The sequence below is a fragment of the Kosakonia beeri genome, from assembly GCF_054165705.1.
The window spans coordinates 3,525,540-3,542,530 of the sequence record NZ_CM135106.1; the positions used below are offsets into that span (position 1 = coordinate 3,525,540).

The 16,991-nt window shown below is 59.3% G+C and carries 6 protein-coding genes; 1 reads left to right on the plus strand and 5 read right to left on the minus strand.

Annotation, left to right across the window (positions count from 1 at the left end; translation table 11 throughout):
* Positions 1-9: 9 nt before the first annotated feature.
* The 3 genes from ACUY4S_RS16785 to ACUY4S_RS16795 are packed head-to-tail and all read right to left on the minus strand — an operon-like array spanning position 10 to position 3,588.
* Positions 10-1,074 (minus strand): sugar ABC transporter substrate-binding protein, encoded by a 1,065-nt coding sequence (locus ACUY4S_RS16785; RefSeq protein WP_312691464.1) that lies wholly within the window; start codon positions 1,072-1,074, stop codon positions 10-12.
* A gap of 19 nt (positions 1,075-1,093) precedes the next feature.
* A complete protein-coding gene (locus ACUY4S_RS16790; protein WP_312691465.1) occupies positions 1,094-2,089 on the minus strand; it encodes an ABC transporter permease in 996 nt (331 codons plus the stop codon).
* Positions 2,086-3,588, minus strand: coding sequence for a sugar ABC transporter ATP-binding protein (locus tag ACUY4S_RS16795; protein ID WP_458022486.1), 1,503 nt, complete (start codon positions 3,586-3,588; stop codon positions 2,086-2,088). Before ACUY4S_RS16795 ends, ACUY4S_RS16790 begins: the two co-directional genes overlap by 4 nt.
* A 161-nt stretch (positions 3,589-3,749) precedes the next feature.
* Here ACUY4S_RS16795 and ACUY4S_RS16800 point away from each other — a divergent pair, with 161 nt between their 5' ends.
* On the plus strand, positions 3,750-4,838 hold the full coding sequence (locus tag ACUY4S_RS16800; protein ID WP_458022485.1) for an oxidoreductase: 1,089 nt from the start codon (positions 3,750-3,752) through the stop codon (positions 4,836-4,838).
* Positions 4,839-4,908: 70 nt separating this feature from the next.
* Here the strand turns inward: ACUY4S_RS16800 and ACUY4S_RS16805 are convergent, their stop codons facing one another.
* A complete protein-coding gene (locus ACUY4S_RS16805; RefSeq protein ID WP_312691468.1) occupies positions 4,909-5,103 on the minus strand; it encodes a CPCC family cysteine-rich protein in 195 nt (64 codons plus the stop codon).
* Positions 5,100-16,832, minus strand: a complete 11,733-nt coding sequence (locus ACUY4S_RS16810; RefSeq protein ID WP_458022484.1) for a hemagglutinin repeat-containing protein — start codon at positions 16,830-16,832, stop codon at positions 5,100-5,102. The genes ACUY4S_RS16805 and ACUY4S_RS16810 overlap by 4 nt, the downstream gene beginning before the upstream one ends.
* Positions 16,833-16,991 lie beyond the last annotated feature (159 nt).

The following is a 16,991-nucleotide window of genomic DNA, read 5'->3' on the forward strand; positions in this document are numbered from 1 at the left end:
CCCTGTGCCTTATTTGTTTTTCGCTTCCAGCGTGGCGAACCACGGCGCGATAAAGTCTTCAGTCTGGCCCCAGCCCGGAATGATTTTACCCAGCGAAGCAACGTTTACCGCACCAGGCTGGCTGGACAGCAGCGCCTGCGGGATCGCCGCCGCTTTAAAGTCATACGTCGCTGGCGTCTGCTCACCGGCAATCTTGTTGGCGATCAGGCGAACGTTGGTTGCACCAATCAGTTTCGGATCCACCGCCACGCTCACTTTCCATGGGCTGTTGGCTTCGCGCATCAGTTGCAGATCCTGGTTAGAGACATCGATGCTGTAGAGTTTGATCTCGGTGCGTCCATTCTCTTTCAGCGCCTTATACGCCCCCTGGCTGAACGCATCCCAGGTGCCCCAGATAGCATCGATTTTGCCTTTCGGGTATTTCGCCAGCACAGCGCCGACTTTATTAGCCGTATCGCCCTGCACATCGGAAGAGACGGCACCAATGGATTCCAGCTCTTTAATACCTGGGTTAGCTTTCAGCAATTCTGCATACGCGGCCTGGCGGCGCTCCATTGGCGGGAAGCCAGCCACCCACAGTTTGATAATGTTGGCTTTGCCGTTGAAGTCTTTCACCAGTTCGCCAAAAGAGAGTTTGGTCAGCGAAGCGTCATCCTGCTGGGTGACGGTCACGCCCGGGATTTCACCGTTCACGGCAGTATCAAACACCGACACTTTAATCCCGGCGGCAACGGCTTTTTTAATCAGATCGGTCGAGTACGGATCGCGCCCCTGCGAGAGAATAATGCCGTCATATTTCTGGCTAATCGCCTGGTTAACGAAGTCCTGGAATTTCGCGTCATCGCCGTTGCTGAGGAATGTGCTGATTTTAAAGCCCAGCTTCTTCCCTTCCTGCAACGCGCCAGAGACAAATTGGGTGGTGTTATCATCGGAACCGAGGTTGCGGATAAGCGCAATACGTACCGGCCCGTTATGATTAGCAATAGCGTCCGGCACCGGTGCAGGCGTAGCCGCGTGGCCCGGTAGCGCGCTCAGTAACCCCAGCGCCAACAGCGAGAGTGCAATTTTTTTCATGTCTGTTTCCCCTGAATAATTAACGACGCTGGAAGTAAGTCAACGCAAGAGCACCGGCCAGCACCAGCCCCTTAATAATGTCCATCGCGTAATACGGCACCGACAGCATCACCAGCCCGTTTTGCAGCACGCCGAGGATCACCGCCCCCACCAGCGTACCCAGCGCGTTAGGTTTGCCGGAGCCTGCCAGTGAAAAGCCGATCCACGCTGCTGCCACGGCATCCATCAGGTAACCGCTCCCGGCGTTGACCTGCGACGATCCAATGCGCGACGCCAGTAAAATGCCACCTGCGCCTGCCAGCAGTGACGAGATGACATAAGCGGCCACTTTGTAGCGCGTGGTGCGAATGCCAGACAGCCGCGCCGCTTCCGGGTTGCCGCCAATGGCGTACATCCGCCGGCCGTGCGTGGTCAGCGACAGCCCCAATTGCGCAACAATGGTCACCACCAGCATGATGATCACAATAATGGGTACCTGACCCAGCAGGCTGAACACGGCCGGGATTGTTCCTTCCGCCATCTCCCCGCTCGGTAACACCATATTTTCAGTAATGGAGCCGCCATAGCTGTAGGTCATCGCCACGCCCTGGATCACAAACAGGCTGCCCAGCGTTGCCAACATGTCGGGAATGCGCAGCACAACGATCAGGAAGGCATTAAACAGCCCGACCAGCGTACAAAGCAGCAGGGTAACGATGATGGCTTCGGTCGTGCCAAAGCCGTGCCAGACAAACAGCGAAATCACCAGCGCATTAGCCAGCGACGCGGTTGAACCGACAGAGAGATCAAAACCGCCAATGGTCAGCGAAATAGAAACGCCAATCGCAATCACCGTCACGATGGCAATCGAGCGCAGAATATTGATGATGTTGAACGGATCGAGGAAGTTGTCGGACGATAAACCGAAAATCGCGACCAGCGCGACCACGGTCAGCAACATGCCCCATTTATACAAAAAATCAAAAAACTGCTGGCGCGGCGAGGCCGCCGCATTGACTGACAGGGCCTTACTCACGGCGCCGTTCCTCCGGTGGAATAATAAAGTAGTGTCTCTTCGCGGGCATCCAGGCCCGGCACTTCTGCCACAATGCGCCCGTCCCACAGCACACAAATCCGATCGCACAAACCCACCAGTTCGGCAAATTCGCCCGAGGCGTAAATCACACCCTTGCCTTCCCGCGCCAGGCCATCAATAAGCTGGAACAGATCGGTTTTTGCTTTGACGTCCACCCCTTTTGTCGGCTCGTCAAAAATCAGCACGTTGGCGTTACCACGTAGCCATTTACCAATCGCCACTTTTTGTTGATTCCCGCCCGAGAGGCGGCGCAGCGCTTGCCCCGGCCCACTGGTGCGTACACCGACGCGGGCAATCACTTCCTGCGCCCAGCGCCAGGCCTGGCGGTGACTAAACAGGCTCCAGCGCGAAAAGCTGTTATCTGCGCTGATGGATAAATTCATGCTGATGGGCTCGTCGATAAAAACGCCCTCTTTGCGCCGCTCTTCCGGTACCAGCGCCAGCCCACGCGTCACTGAATCCGCCGGATCGCGGGGCCGCCACGGCTGGTTGTTCAATTCACCACGGGTTATCCGGCTTTTGCTGGCACCAAACAACGCTTTACAGAGTTCCGTTTTTCCGGCACCGGCTAACCCGGCAATGCCAAGGATTTCGCCTTTACGCAGCCGCAGCGAAATATCTTTCAGCACGCCATCATCGTGCAAACCGTCAATGCTGAGCAGCACCTCATCGCTGTGTGGCGGGCGTGCCGGGGGATAAATATCGCTCAGTTCATGCCCGAGCATCTTTTCAACAATCTGTTCGCCGCTCAGCCCGTCCATCGGACCGGACTCAATCCGTTTGCCGTCGCGCAGTACGGTTAAGGTGTCGCAAATCGCTTTCAGTTCGTGAATGCGATGCGAGATAAATACCACGCCAATGCCTTGTTGCTGCAGGCGTCGGACGACGGTGAATAAGCGCTCACTTTCATGTTGATCGAGCGCTGCGGTAGGCTCATCGAGGATCAAGAAGCGGCAATGATGGGAGAGCGCGCGGGCCAGCAAAATGTGTTGTTTCTCTGCCAGGGTGCAGGTATCAATGATGCGTTTCACATCCATGACCACATCCAGTTGCGCGAGTGCCTGCTGCGCCTGCTGGCGGATGGCGCCCCAACGGTAGCGATGCCCCTCGTCTGCCAGCTTATCGAGCATGATATTTTCAGCAATGCTGAGGCCGGGTATCAGTGCTACATCCACTTCCTGCTGCACCAAATGGATACCGAGCTGTTTGGCATCACGCGGGGAGCGGATCGACACGACCTGGTTATTAATGCTGATTTCGCCTTCGTAGTGATCGTGCGTGCCGCACAACACCGCCATTAACGTCGATTTCCCCGCACCATTGGCGCCGGTTAAGGCATGCACAGAACCGCCACGCAACGTGAAATCGACCTGCGACAACGCCTTAAAGCCGCCAAAGGCCAGGCTTATGGTACGCATTTCGAGATGGTGGTTGCTCATGCTGCGGAAATTCCTGCCATTAATAGGTTGATTTAACGAATTTTTCACAGCCTCGCTTGACTGGCAACGACAGAAAAGGCATAAGATAAAGCGAAATATTATTAGCCATCCGGATGTCCAGACATAACATCGGGTTAGCATTCTGCACAAGGACACCACTCATGAGCAACACAGATATTCGCGTCGTCGCCGGTCCGGCTAACTACTACTCTCACGCGGGCAGCCTTGCGCGATTGCACGACTTCTACACCGCAGAGCAGCTCTCCCGCGCGGTCTGGATCTACGGTGAGCGCGCGTTTGCGGGCGCAAACGCGTTCCTGCCGGAAGGGTTTAACGCACCGGGGGCAAAACACATTCTGTTTAAAGGCCACTGCAGCGAGCGCGATGTGAGCGAACTGGTGCAGCAGGCCGGCGGTGACCGTGCGGTGGTGATCGGTGTTGGCGGCGGCGCATTGCTGGATACCGTCAAAGCCGTCGCACGCCGTCTCGCTTTACCGGTGGTCGCTATTCCGACTATCGCTGCGACCTGTGCCGCGTGGACACCGTTGTCGGTGTGGTACAACGATGCCGGTCAGGCGCTGCAATTTGAGATTTTCGACGACGCCAACTTCCTGGTACTGGTGGAGCCGCGCATTATCCTTAATGCCCCGGCGGAATACCTGCTGGCAGGCATCGGCGATACGCTGGCGAAATGGTACGAAGCGGTGGTACTGGCGCCACAACCGGAAAATCTGCCGTTAACGGTGCGTCTGGGCATTAACGGCGCGCTGGCGATCCGTGATGTGTTGCTTGAGCGCAGTGAAGAGGCGTTGGCCGATCAACAACGTGGGGAAGTGACACAGGCGTTTCGCGATGTGGTGGATGCGATTATTGCCGGCGGTGGGATGGTCGGCGGGCTGGGCGAGCGTTATACCCGCGTCGCTGCCGCACACGCGGTGCACAACGGGCTAACGGTGCTGCCGCAAACGGATAAATTCCTTCACGGCACGAAAGTGGCGTATGGCATTTTGGTGCAGAGCGCGCTGCTCGGCCAGGAGGATGTGCTGGAGCAATTGATTAACGCCTATCAGCGTTTTCATCTGCCGACCTCGCTGGCAGCGCTGGATGTCGACATCACAAACCGCGCCGAACTGGACAAGGTGATTGCCCACACGCTGCGCCCGGTCGAGTCGATCCACTATCTCCCGGTTGAGTTGTCTGCCGACACGTTGCGCGCGGCGTTTGAAAAAGTCGAAACACTCTCGCGGTGATGCCAGGCCCGGTGCTGCGAAGTGCAGCACCGGACGGGATCCTTTCCACCTCAGCGTCCTTGTAGTAACGCTAACTGGATTTCTGCAAAAATTCCCTTCTGGCATCCTCCAGGCTTAATGCATTTGCTCCGCCAGCAAAAGCGGGGTCGGATGATTGAACCGGATCATCCTCCCAGTCACAGACAGGGCAAACCTCATAGCATCCAGGTTCGCTTATTGTTTTGTGGCCACAACATGGGCATGAATTTAAGTCGTCTTCTGTCATTGTTTATTCCAGTATTCCATCGCTTTTTCGGGCCTGAACATGGTTCTGGGCACGCCATTTGCATCTTTAGCGGCAAAAGTATTGCTTGCCGGATTGTAATACAAGGTGTCGCCATTAGGCCGCGTTTTCGTGAGTGTTCCCTCAGGTGGCCTCGTAACAAAATCATGCGTAGCATTCACATATTGGGTTGCGTTTTGGTACTCAGGAAACTCAGATTTGTGTTTATCCCAGTGCTCATACGCATTGGTCACCGGATCGCTTTTTTTAGTGCCAGTCCATATTTGCGTATCTTTATTTTTTCCTGAGGCCTGGGCACTACTCTCCTGCGTATAAGGCAGCCCGTTACCATCATATTTACCTGTCGGATGCTCAACCGTGGTAACGCCATTTTGTGTTTCGCTGTAGTCACCTTTACCGGCTTTCCAGTCACCAGCGCTCAGTTCGGGCTGCGGACTTTCCTCCGGGGGCATGTTTTTACTGCCAGTTTGACTCTCTTTCCCCGACGTGGCTTTGGACGGGCCGCGTTTGCCACCGCCAACCAGGTTCGATCCCCCAGCGTCGGCCATTGCATCCAGCAAGTCTCGCGCCGACCCGCCGTTACGCACGGCCATCAATGTGACCCTTTGCAGATCCGCCCCGGTACTGCGCAAGTACATTAATTCCTGGAACTCGGCATCCGTGAGGTGGCGTCCTTCATGCCAGGCGTTCATCAGTTCTTCGGAACGTTCCGCATAGTCTGATGTGATGTCCTGCATCTCCTTAATTTTTTCCCGGCACTCTGCCCCCTTGCAGTTCGCCACGCTGGCTTCCTGCTCTTTGGAGATTGCCGCATACTTTTTGGTGACCTCTTTGCGGCAAGTGTCATCTTTGCATTCATTGAGTTGCTTGAATAATTCCGTGGCGTCTTTTCTTTTCAGGGCATTATTTTCGACCGTTGTTTGCCCGGCCTTCGCCGCCGCGGCTGCCGTTTCCGTGTTGCCGCCCATCAATCCGCCAGACAGCCCGGACACCAGCGTAGAGAGCGCCGCAACGGTCTGTTTTTCGGTATCCGTCAGCGCGGCAGGATCTTTGCCGTACACCTGCTTCGCCAGCAAAATGCCCGTGGCTTCACCCACTACCGCGCCAGAAGCGCCGACCAGTGCATCCTGACCCTGCACTTTCGCCAGCACAGCATTGACGACCGCATGGGCCATAATCCCCGCTGCGGTATTCTGGTCGGTGATGTTTTTACCGATTTCATTGGCGATATACGGTGCCGCAGCCCCCGCCAACGCCGCATTGATATTGCCGCCCGCCAGCCCGCTGATAGCAGCGGTTGCAGCGGTGATCGCACGCTGCACATCACTGCCGGTACCGGTGTTATCGGCCACCTTTTTGTACTCTGGCGTATTGCGTAATACCGCCAGTTTTTGCAGGCGCTCTTTCTCCGGCAGCCCCTCAAGCGACGTGCCGGTTTTGGCGATCGCCGCTTTCAGACCATCGATATCGCTCTGGGTGCGCACAATATCCGCCACTTGATTGCCAATATCGCTGACCATCTGTACGGCCTGCAGGCGATTCTGCTCCTTCTCTTTGTTAAAGATCGGGCTGATGGCGTCGTTGGCCTGGGTCACATCCCTTTGCAGCCCGCTGACATCCTGCTGCTGGTTCGCCGTATTGCGAACCGTGATTGTGCCGTCTGAAACTGCCGCCTGGGTGGTGCCCTGTGCATGCCCCGAACCGCCCACGCTCGACATCAGCGTACTGGCTGCATTTAATGCAGCCTGCGCCCCCATGCTCGCGGAGGAGCTGAAGCCACCGCCGGAGTGCGAAACCTTGTAGTCCGCTTTGTTGGTGATATTGCTGTAGCCCAGCGTACCGGTATCAAGGCTGTTTTTATCTGCCGTGGCCGTGCTGCCAATAGCCCCGCCATTGAGTTGAGTATGGTTGCCGACCGTAACATCAAAGCCGCCCGCACCGGCAAATATCCCGCTCTGCTCGGCGACACTGTCGAAGGTGCTGTGCATTTTGTCCTGGCTAACGTTGACATAGCCCGAACCCGTCATGCTGCCGAAGGTGAAGCTACCACCTGCGCTGACGCTGCTTTGCTTCGAGTCGTAGTTATTGCTGTTCTGCAGGCTGGTGACGGTCAGGTTACGCCCAACGTCCGCCGTTACCTGGTTACCGCTGACCTGCGCGCCAGTCAGCGATGTATCCTGCCCACTGTGCAGCAACACCTTACCCCCGCTGTCCAGCGTGGTTTCAGTCCAGTCGGTACCGTCGCCTTTTTCATGACCTTTTGCCGCATTGACATTGGCAAAGACGCTGAGACCTGCGCCTCCCTGGCCGACGCCAAAGCTGACGCCCACACCGCCACCGCTGCTGCTGTTACTGCCGGTGGTTTTCTGCGTACTGGCCGCGCCGGTCAGGAGAATATCCCGCGCCGCGTTCAGGCTGGCATCGCCGCCCGCTTTCATGCTGCTGCCAGCAACCAGAATGTCGCCGCTGTTGGCTTCATGATTTTTACCGGTGGCGTTAATCGACAGATCACCGCCGGCATTCAGCGTCGAACCGCTGACCTGATCCGATACCTGGTGCTGCTCAGATTTCGATTTCTGCGTGGTCAGTGAAACGCTGACCCGGATACCGGAATTGGGCTCGCCAGTGGTGTCCGCCATCTCTTTGCCCTGCATAGCCTGATAGCCGGAAAGCACCGATTTGGTGGCCTGCAATGCAGCCAGACGGGAATCACTTTGTTTGCTTGCCGCCTGGGCGGTTGTGACGGCACTGTTGACTGCATCGACCATCGCACCGGTTAGCGCGACTGTCAGGCCACTGCTCTTCTGCTCAAATTTCTGGTCTGTTGTGCGTTTGTCATGTCCCGGATCGATCACCACGCTGTCACCGGTCAGGGTGAGCGCATCTTTGGCGATAACGTCCGAGCCGCCAACGTGTAACTGATTACCGGCAGTGATGCTTACGTCTCCGCCATTGCTGCCAATGGTACTGGTGCTCTGGCTCTGGGTTGTGCCTTTCTGCTTCAGATCCTGCTTCGTTTTACTGCTGCCGATGGTAAAGCCGATGCCGCCGGAACCCATCAGGCCGCTCTTTTTCTTTTCTTTCAGTTGCCAGTTGGCATCGGTGTTGGTCGCCGCCGTAATATCAACGTTGTGACCCGCATTCAGCGCCACATCACTGTCGCCCACCACAGCAGAGCCTTTCACCTGCAGGTCATTACCTGCTTTAACTGTCACGCTGTCTCCGCTCAGCAGGGTTCCTGCTTCGCGTGTGGCGCTCTGCTCTGAAATGGTGTGCGTCGTGCTTTTACTCAGGAAACCTTTTTTGGTTTTGGTCTCTTCTTTGTAGTGGTAATCGCTTTCGGTAGCCGTCGTCAGGTTAACGTCGCGCCCGGCCAGTACACCGATGTTACCTTTTGTTGTCACCTGCGCCGCTTCGGCGTTCACATCCCGGCCAGCAATGATTAACGTGTCAGTACCGCTGGCAATCTCTGTGCCCTGCTGGCGCACCTGCTCATTAATCACGGTTTTCTTTTTGGCCTGGAAACGATGACTTTCGGTTGCCGCCGCAGCCTGCAAATGCACGTCGTTACCCGCAGCAAGGGTAACCGCCTTCTCTGCATTCGCCTTGCTTGCGCTGAGTGTAATGTCCTTGCCCGCTTTAACATTCAGATCGCCACCCGCGAGGATCGCGCTCCCCTGTTGCGAAGCAGAAACATTCCGCACGGTTTTCCCGTAGTAACCGGCCTGGCTGACATTGTTATTCACTTGATTCGCGGTGATGGAGACATCGCCATAAGCGTTTAACAAGAGATCACTACCGGCTGACAATGCGGCGCCTTTCACTGAAATGTCTTTCCCGGCAAGAATGCCCAGCGAATCCTGCGCGACAATGGACGCCGTATTTCCCAGCAGGGTTTCCTTAACGTTGACGGTACGCCCGCCACGTGTGTTGTTCAGTTCAAACTCTTTCGCCAGTGTGACGTTATTCACACTGCCGTTCTGACTCTCCAGGCCAACCGTTTTGCCGTTGATGGTTGAACTGATGTTATTAATATCGCCGATTGCGCTTAAATTGAGGCTCCCGCCAGCTTTCAGCGCGCCGTCACTGAGGTTGTTAATTGCCCCCTGGCTCTCAAGGCTGAGTGCATTTTTGGCAATCAGCGTACTGCCACTGTTGGTGACACTGCCGCCTTTCAGGCTGACATTATTACCGGCAATGACGCTGCCGTTGTTGACCGTCACGTCTTTTGGCGACAGGTAAACTTTGGGGATCATCACCGTTTCGCCGTTAATCGTGGCAGCTTCCCACCACAGAATGCTGTGATCGAGCGAAGCGATTTGATCGGCGGAAAGCGCCACACCAAACTTCAGCCCCAGCGACTGCTGGGCACTGGCGGCGTTATCCATCAGGTAACGCATCTGGTCGAGATCGGTACCGATGCCGTTAAGGTAGCGGCTGCCGGTCTGGTTCAGCACCACGTTACTGACATAACGGGTGTCGAATGCCGCATCGCCGAGGAAACGGTAGTCGTAGTCCGGGTTCAGTTTGATGCGACTCAGCATGTACGAGGAGCCGAGGAATTTTTTCTCGTCGGTATAGGCGCTGTTGGTTTCACGCGGAGCGGACGGCGGGCTGATGCCGAGCAGTTTGTTCAGATCGCCAAACAGGTTCGGGTCAAGCTGCCCGAGGCCGTCGAGTTTCGGGTTAATGGTAATGAGATACGGGCTTTTCGGGTTATCCGACACCACAAAATAGCCGTTATTACCGGACGGCAGCGGATAAGCGCTGGTGTCGACAGATTTACCCTGATGCTGGCTCAGGGCGCCATTACTGATGTTTTTCAACACCGCACTGGTGACGCCCGCACTGGCGAGACTGCCAAGACTGGCACTGCCTTTTTGTTGCGTGCGGATGCCGCCCATCTCCGCCCCGGCAGCGCCGCCACTCTCCAGCGCGCCGCCACCGTTGATGTGTTGCAGGGCGTTGTGCAACTGGTCCTGCCACTGCGGAGAGTTGACTGTCAACACACTGCCGTTATTCAGGCTCTGTTTTTGTACCCCGGAGCCAATGGCCTGATTGCTCAGGCTGTTCAGCGAAGGGGCTGCAATGGCATGGGTTATTCCCCCACCATTTGATGTCGTCGCGGTATTACTGATATTGCTCGAAAAGTTGGCGTTAACCCTACCGCCAGCCTGAATCACCGAGCGAAAAACCTGATCGGTATTATGCGTGTCATACTCCGGTGCACCGTCCAGTGTATACGTCACGACACGGTTTTTATTTTTTACCGAAGTAGGCGTTCCATCGATACTGGATGCTTTGCCTGTTTTCCCGTGGTATCGGTAAGTCCTGTATTCATCCTCTGAATAGCCAAAATAAGACTGGTTATTCAGTGTGGTCCCCGCGAGGTTTACCTCATTGCCAGCCATTAAATTACTGGCCTGGTTATTGAGCGTGGCGGCATTCACGTTAAGATTGTGTCCCGCAGAGATTTGCGAGGCGCCCCCCTTCGCCGTGACGTTAACCACGGTGGAACCGACTAAGTAGCGTTTCACACTGCCTTTGGCCATTGGCACGACATCACCAATCGCACCACCACCGCCCGCGTTATTGATAATCGTAAAAATGTATCCCCATTCGTCCGGGGGAAGATCCCGGACTCTCACCTGGATCGAGCTGGCACCGCCTGCCGCAGGACTCCCTGCCGCCGCCTGATAGCTGCGCGACTCACTGATCCCCTCGCGTTCATTGAGCAATTTCGCGGTGCGGATGGTGATATCACCGTTCGTGGTCTCGATATTGCCGGAGGTGTTGACCACCTCGCTGCTGGCATTGCCCGCTGCGTCCCGCTGCAGCCACAGGTTATTGCCCGCCAGCATGTCGCCGCGCTGGTTGGTGATGCTGCTGGCGTACAGCGCCAGGTTGTTCGCCGCATACAGCAGTGCGGTGTTGATAATCGCCCCCGGCGCACTCAGCGTCAGGCTGCCGCGCGTGCCGGCAAAGCCGTTCGCCGTGATGCTGCCCCGGCTGGCCAGCGTGATATCCCCGCCGCCCTGAAGGGTGCTGTTGCCGTTCAGCACGATGGCGCTGCCGCTTAAGGTGCTCGTGCCGCTGCCGGTGGTGATGCGGCCGTTACTGGTCAGTTGCCCGCCCGCGCTCAGGTTCACCGCCTGGCCCTGCAGCACGCTCTGGTTATCTATCGCCCCGTTGCTGGTGACGCTCAGGGTGTTGCCTGCCGCCAGCGCGGTCCTGGCCGTAAAGGCATTCGTCAGCTGCAGCGTCAGGTTACCCAGCGCCACCACCTGGCCCAGCGCATCCAGGCTGCCGGCCCCCACAAACAGGTCGCCGCCGCTGAACAGTTTACCCCCGGCGGACTGTTCCATCTGCGTGGCGTTCACCGTCAGCTGGTTCTTACCGAGCAGCGTGCCGGTGTTGGTGAGCCGTGTGTAACGGAGCGTCAGGGTATTCGCCTGGGTGGTGCCCTGGTTAGTGAAGCTGTCGCCGGTCAGCGTCATCTGGTCGGCCAGCAGCGTGCCGGTGCCGCCGTTAATGGCGGCGTTGAGAATAAGGTTCGTGGCCTGCAGCCAGCCCGCCCCGGTGTACTGCGGGGTGGTCAGCGTCAGCTGCCCGCCGGAAAGCAGTCTGCCCTCGTTGCGTGCCTGGGTGGTGGCATCAATACGCGACTCGCCGCCGCCCTGAATCAGGCCGTAGTTAAACAGGGACGGCGTGGTCAGGGTCAGCCCCTGCGTACTCACCATCTCACCGCCGGCGCTGTTGGTCAGCGAATTCGCCGTGACCGCCAGCCCGTTCCCCTGAATTTTCCCTGCATTGCCGAGGGAGTCCGCACGCAGGTTCAGCACGCCGTTACTGGCCAGCGAGCCGCCCGCCAGCTGGGTTGCCGTGCCCGTCAGCGCCACGGTCAGCCCGTCGCTGCCGCTCACCGCCCCGCCGCTGGTCAGCGTGGTGCCCCGCAGGGTCAGGTTTTTCGCCGCCCACTGCCCCTGGTTCGCCAGCGACAGCGCCTGCAGGGCCGCCGTGCCTGCGGCGGTGATTTTGCTGCCCGCCGCCGAACTCAGGCTGCCGGTCAGCTGCAGGGTCAGGTCACCCGCGCTCTGAATGGCACCGCGGTTATCCAGCGACTGCGCCGCCAGCAGCACGGTGTTGCCCTGCCAGCTGCCGCGGTTATCCACCGTGCCGGCGGTGATATCCAGCGTTCCGCGGGTTAACAGCGCCCCGTTATCCCCGTTAATCAGCGTCAGTTGCGGAGCGGCCATCGCCATGCGCGCCATCAGAGCGGCGGCGGGCTGTGCGGCGTCCAGTGTCAGGCTGTCCAGCCCGGTCAGTGTGCCGTTGTTGGTCATGCCCGCCCCGTGCGCTGCCAGGGTTTTCCCCTGTACCGTCCCGCTGTTCTCCAGCGTCCCGCCGCTCAGCGTCACATCGCCCTCACTGAGGAGCTGCCCGCTGTTGTGCAGCGTCTGCGCCTGAATATCTGCCGCGCCCTGGCCTGCCAGCGACCCGGAGAGCGTCAGTGCGCCGCCCACCCGGGCGTTAAAATCACCCTGGCTCAGCAGCGAGCCGCCGAGCGTCCAGTCATCCGCCGTGACGCTGACCGTCCCGCCCTGCAGTGTGCCCTGTGTGGACAGTTGCCCGGCTTTAACGGTGAAGCCCCCGCCGCTCAGGGTGCGGGAGCCGGCCCCGGTGGTGAGCGTGTCCCCGCTCAGCGCCAGACCCCGGGTGCCCTGCCACAGACCGCTGTTCGTCAGCGTCGCGGCATGCAGCGCCAGTGTGTCGCCGGTGATGCGTCCGCTGTTACCGAGCGTGCCCGCCTGCAAATCTGTGAGCCCGCCGCTGACCATCTGGCCGCCGTTGACCAGTCTGTCGCTGATCACCCCGGTCAGCCCCTGCAGACCGTTAATCACGCCCTGGTTATCCAGCGCGTTCCCGGTCAGCGCCACTGTACTGCCCTGCCAGGTCCCGGTATTGCTGAAAGCGCCCGCATTCAACGCCAGTGCACCGCCGGAGAGCCATGTGCCGCCGGTCGTGGTGGTGAACGTGTCCGCCGTAGCCTGCGCCCTCCGGGTGCCCTGCACCAGTCCGCTGTTGATCACCGTGGTACCCGATACCGTGAGGCTGTCCGCCGCTATTTTTCCGCTGTTGCCCAGCGCGCTGCCACGCAGGGTCGCGTCCTGGCGGGCGAGCATGACACCCTGATTATCCAGGGCGCCATTCAGCGTCAGATCCAGCGCTCCGGCCTCCAGGTCGCCGCGGTTGGTCAGCGTGCTGGCTTTAAGCGTCAGGGCGTCATTCACAGACAGCAGCCCCTGGTTGTCCAGCGAGGTCAGATCCAGGTTCAGGTCGCTACCGCTGACAAGCTGCCCGGTGCTGCCGTTGACCAGATCCTGCGTGGTCAGGATCAGGCTGTCGTTACCCTGCACGATGCCGTTGCTGGTGATGCGTGGCGCGCTGATACGCAGATCTTTCGCCGCCAGCGTGCCGGTATTCAATACCTCTGTGGCGGTGATATCTGCCAGCGTCTGGCTCAGGATGCTGCCCTGGTTTTCCAGCGTCGTACCGTGCAGCGTCAGGCTGTCGCCGCTGGCCATCTGCCCGCTGCTGGTCAGGCTGCCGCCCTGCCATGCCAGGCTTTCTGTACCCTGTAACAGGCCGCTGTTATGCAGGTCGCCCTGCAGCGTCAGCACTTTTGCCATCAGCGATCCGCTGTTCTGGCTGCTGCCCGCCTCTACCGCCAGCGCCTTCTGACTCAGCAGCCTGCCCTGGTTGGTGAAACGCCCGCTGACGGTAGCGCTGAGGCCATTTTCGCCAAGCGCATTACCGCTGTTGATCCATTCGCCGGTGGCGAGGTTAAGGGTGTCGCCCTGCAGCTGACCGGCGTTGGTCAGGCGATCGTTTTTCAGCACCAGACTGCCCGCGCTCAGCAGTAAGCCGCCCTGCTGGTTGGTGAGCGCTGTACCGGTGGCCGTGAGCGAATCCGTCCCCTGCAGGGTGCCGCTGTTGGTGATGTCGGGGTTATTGAGTTCGAGTTTGGTCGCCGCAATCAGGCCGCTGTTGAGCAGTTGTGGGGCCGTCAGCGTCAGGGCGTTATCCGCAACCAGACGCCCGTCGGCGCGGTTGTTCACCTGCTGCGCCAGCGTCAGCAGCAGCGACGTGGCGCCGAGAGTGCCGCTGTTATCCAGCGTCTGCCCGGTGAGCGTCAGCGCGCCCGCGCTGCGCATTGCTCCGCTGCTGACGGTGGTCTGCGCGGCCAGCGTCAGCACGTCGTCGCCCTGTACGGTGCCCTGGTTGTGCAGCGTCCCGGCAGTGATATCGACAGTTTTCGCCGCCAGCAGACCGCGGTTAGTAATATTGTCCGCCGTCAGGCTCAGCCCGTTATCCGCCAGCAGTCGCCCGCTGTTGCCCAGACTGGCGTAATCGCTGAACAGATTCACACCGTTGATTTCGCCGCCGTTGACCAGCGTGCCGCCACTCAGGCGCAGGTCACGGTCGGTGGTGATGAGTCCGTTGTTGGTCAGCTCCGGAAGGTCGAGTGCCAGGTCCTGCGCGCTGTAGAGGGTGCCGCCGGCAAGGTTATCCAGCCCGCCGGTCTGCAGGTTCAGCCCCTGCGTGCCCTGTAACAGGCCGCTGTTGATAATGTGCGTGCCGCTGAGGTTCAGCGTATCTGCCACCAGCGTGCCGCTGTTGGTGATGCCGTCCGGCGCGGTCAGGGTGATGGCCCCGGCATTTGACTTCCCGCCGTGGCTGAGTGTTGTTGCGCTGACGCCGAGGGTGCCTTTCGCCGCCTGGGTGCCGTTCAGCGTGGCGTGGCTGCCTGCCGCCAGCGTCATGTTACCGCCACTCTGCAGCTGCGCAGTCTGGCGGGTCTGCAGCTCAGCCGTCCTGATGCTCAGCGCCTGGTCAGCATTCAGCCGCCCGTTCAGGTCAGCCGTGTTCTGCGCCGTCAGCGTCACATCTGCTTTACCGGTGATGGACGAATCCGCGCCGGTGGTCAGCGTCCCGGCGTTCACCGTCAGTGTACCGTCGGAGGCCAGCGTACCGTTGTTCTGCACCACATCACCGGACGCATTCAGGGTCTGCCCCTGCAGGGTGCCACTGTTGCCAAGGCTGCCGGCCGTGACGGTCAGCCGCCCTTTTGCCGCCACCGAGCCGTGGTTATCCAGTTTCCCGGCGGTGATGTTCGTCTGTGCGGCAGAGAGCAATGTGCCGCTGTTCTGCACACTGTCTCCCTGAATGTCCAGCGTCTCACCCTGTAGCGTGCCGCTGTTGGTCAGGGCTGAAGTACTGGCGGTCAGGTGACCTTTAGCCGCAGCGGTTCCCTGGTTGTCCAGTTGTCCGGCGGTAATGCGGGTATCACCGGCTGACATCAGCGTGCCGCTGTTTTGTGCCGTCTGGCTGTTAATTTCCAGCGTCTGCCCCTGCAGGGTGCCGCTGTTTTGCAGGCTGTCGCTGGCGGTGGTCAGTTGCCCTTTTGCCGTGATCGTTCCGCGGTTATCCAGAGTACTGGCCGTTATCCGGCCGTCGCCGCCTGCGGACAATTCGCCCTGCCAGTGGAGGTTTTGCGCTTCCAGAGTGGCATGGCGTGTAGCGCTGGCCTGGCTTGCGGCGTCTGCGCTTATCTGTTTTCCACTCAGGGCGATATCGCTGCCGCCGGAGAGCCGGCTGGCGTTGAGCGTGGTGTTACCGTTGCCGCTGAGCATCAGTCTGCCGTCGGCAGCGAGCGTCGCGTTGTTCAGCGCCACATCCTGTGCGGCCTGCACCGCGATATCACCGCCCGCTTTATGGCTGCCGTTCAGCGTCACGCTGTCGCCTTTCGCCGCCAGCGACCCGGCGGCCACACTGTTGCGCACGGTCATTCTGCCGCGGGCATCCAGCGTGATGTCCCCCTGGCGCGCCGTCAGGTTGCCAAGGTTCACCCCGACGCCGTTTTCCGTGGATACCAGATGGATACGGTTGGCGTACATGCCCCCCAGCGCCCCGGTATCCACCGCCACCACTGGCGCTGCGCCTTCTCCGGCCATCGCCGTCGCCTTGCCACTGGCATCCACCCGGCTGGCCCCGACGGTAATGGTTAAATCTTTTGCATGAATGGCGGCATTCACTTCCGTGGCGCGCGAAATCAGCGACAGCGCATCGCTGCCGCTGGCGTCCAGCCCCTGGCCTTCCACCGTCAGGGTGCCTTTTGTGACTTCCAGCGCGGAAAGATTTCCGGCCGCATCAAACTGCGGTTTACCGGTGGTGAGGGTGACGTTCGGCGTGTTGATAAAGCCGCAGCCGTTACAGGTGATGCCATACGGGTTGGCAACCATCACGTTCGCCGCCCGCCCGGCCACTTCGGTGTAGCCCTGCAGCTGCGAGCGGCTGGCGCCGGTCACTTCGTTGATAATGCCGCGCGCTTCCTGCCCGGCACGCAGGTTGGGGTTGTTCTGGATCAGGCCGCCAAGCTGCGTCTGCGTCAGCTGGCCGGTGGCGTTGTTGAGGATCAGCCCCTCTTTGCCGACGTTGTACTCATTGAACTGATTATGGGAAATCCCCGCGCCGTTGGGGGTGGCGATATTGACCACCGGCACGCCGTTGGCGGCCTGGTCCAGGGTGGTCTGCCCGTTCGGAGTGATGGCGGCGGCAAAGGCCGGGGCCACCGGCTGCCAGACCAGCAGCCCGATGATAAACCAGCTGAGCGCACGTTGAGAGAAACGAACCGGTTTATCAGTATTCATCTTCTTATTCCTTTAAAAAGAGACAGCCACGCGCCAGTTAACGCGAAGATCCTCCAGCCTGAGTCAGGCGGAATACGATATGGCTGGCGTACAGCATCCTTGTCTGCCATGAGGAGATGGCGGGGCGATGCACTGCACAAATAATGGAAACAGCGCCAG

What these genes read in the sequence shown, in the direction of transcription:
- ACUY4S_RS16785 (WP_312691464.1), bottom strand. Translation starts at nt 1,074, where the DNA reads ATGAAAAAAATTGCACTCTCGCTGTTGGCGCTGGGGTTACTGAGCGCG.
- ACUY4S_RS16795 (WP_458022486.1), bottom strand. Translation starts at nt 3,588, where the DNA reads ATGAGCAACCACCATCTCGAAATGCGTACCATAAGCCTGGCCTTTGGC.
- ACUY4S_RS16800 (WP_458022485.1), top strand. Translation starts at nt 3,750, where the DNA reads ATGAGCAACACAGATATTCGCGTCGTCGCCGGTCCGGCTAACTACTAC.
- ACUY4S_RS16805 (WP_312691468.1), bottom strand. Translation starts at nt 5,103, where the DNA reads ATGACAGAAGACGACTTAAATTCATGCCCATGTTGTGGCCACAAAACA.
- ACUY4S_RS16810 (WP_458022484.1), bottom strand. Translation starts at nt 16,832, where the DNA reads ATGAATACTGATAAACCGGTTCGTTTCTCTCAACGTGCGCTCAGCTGG.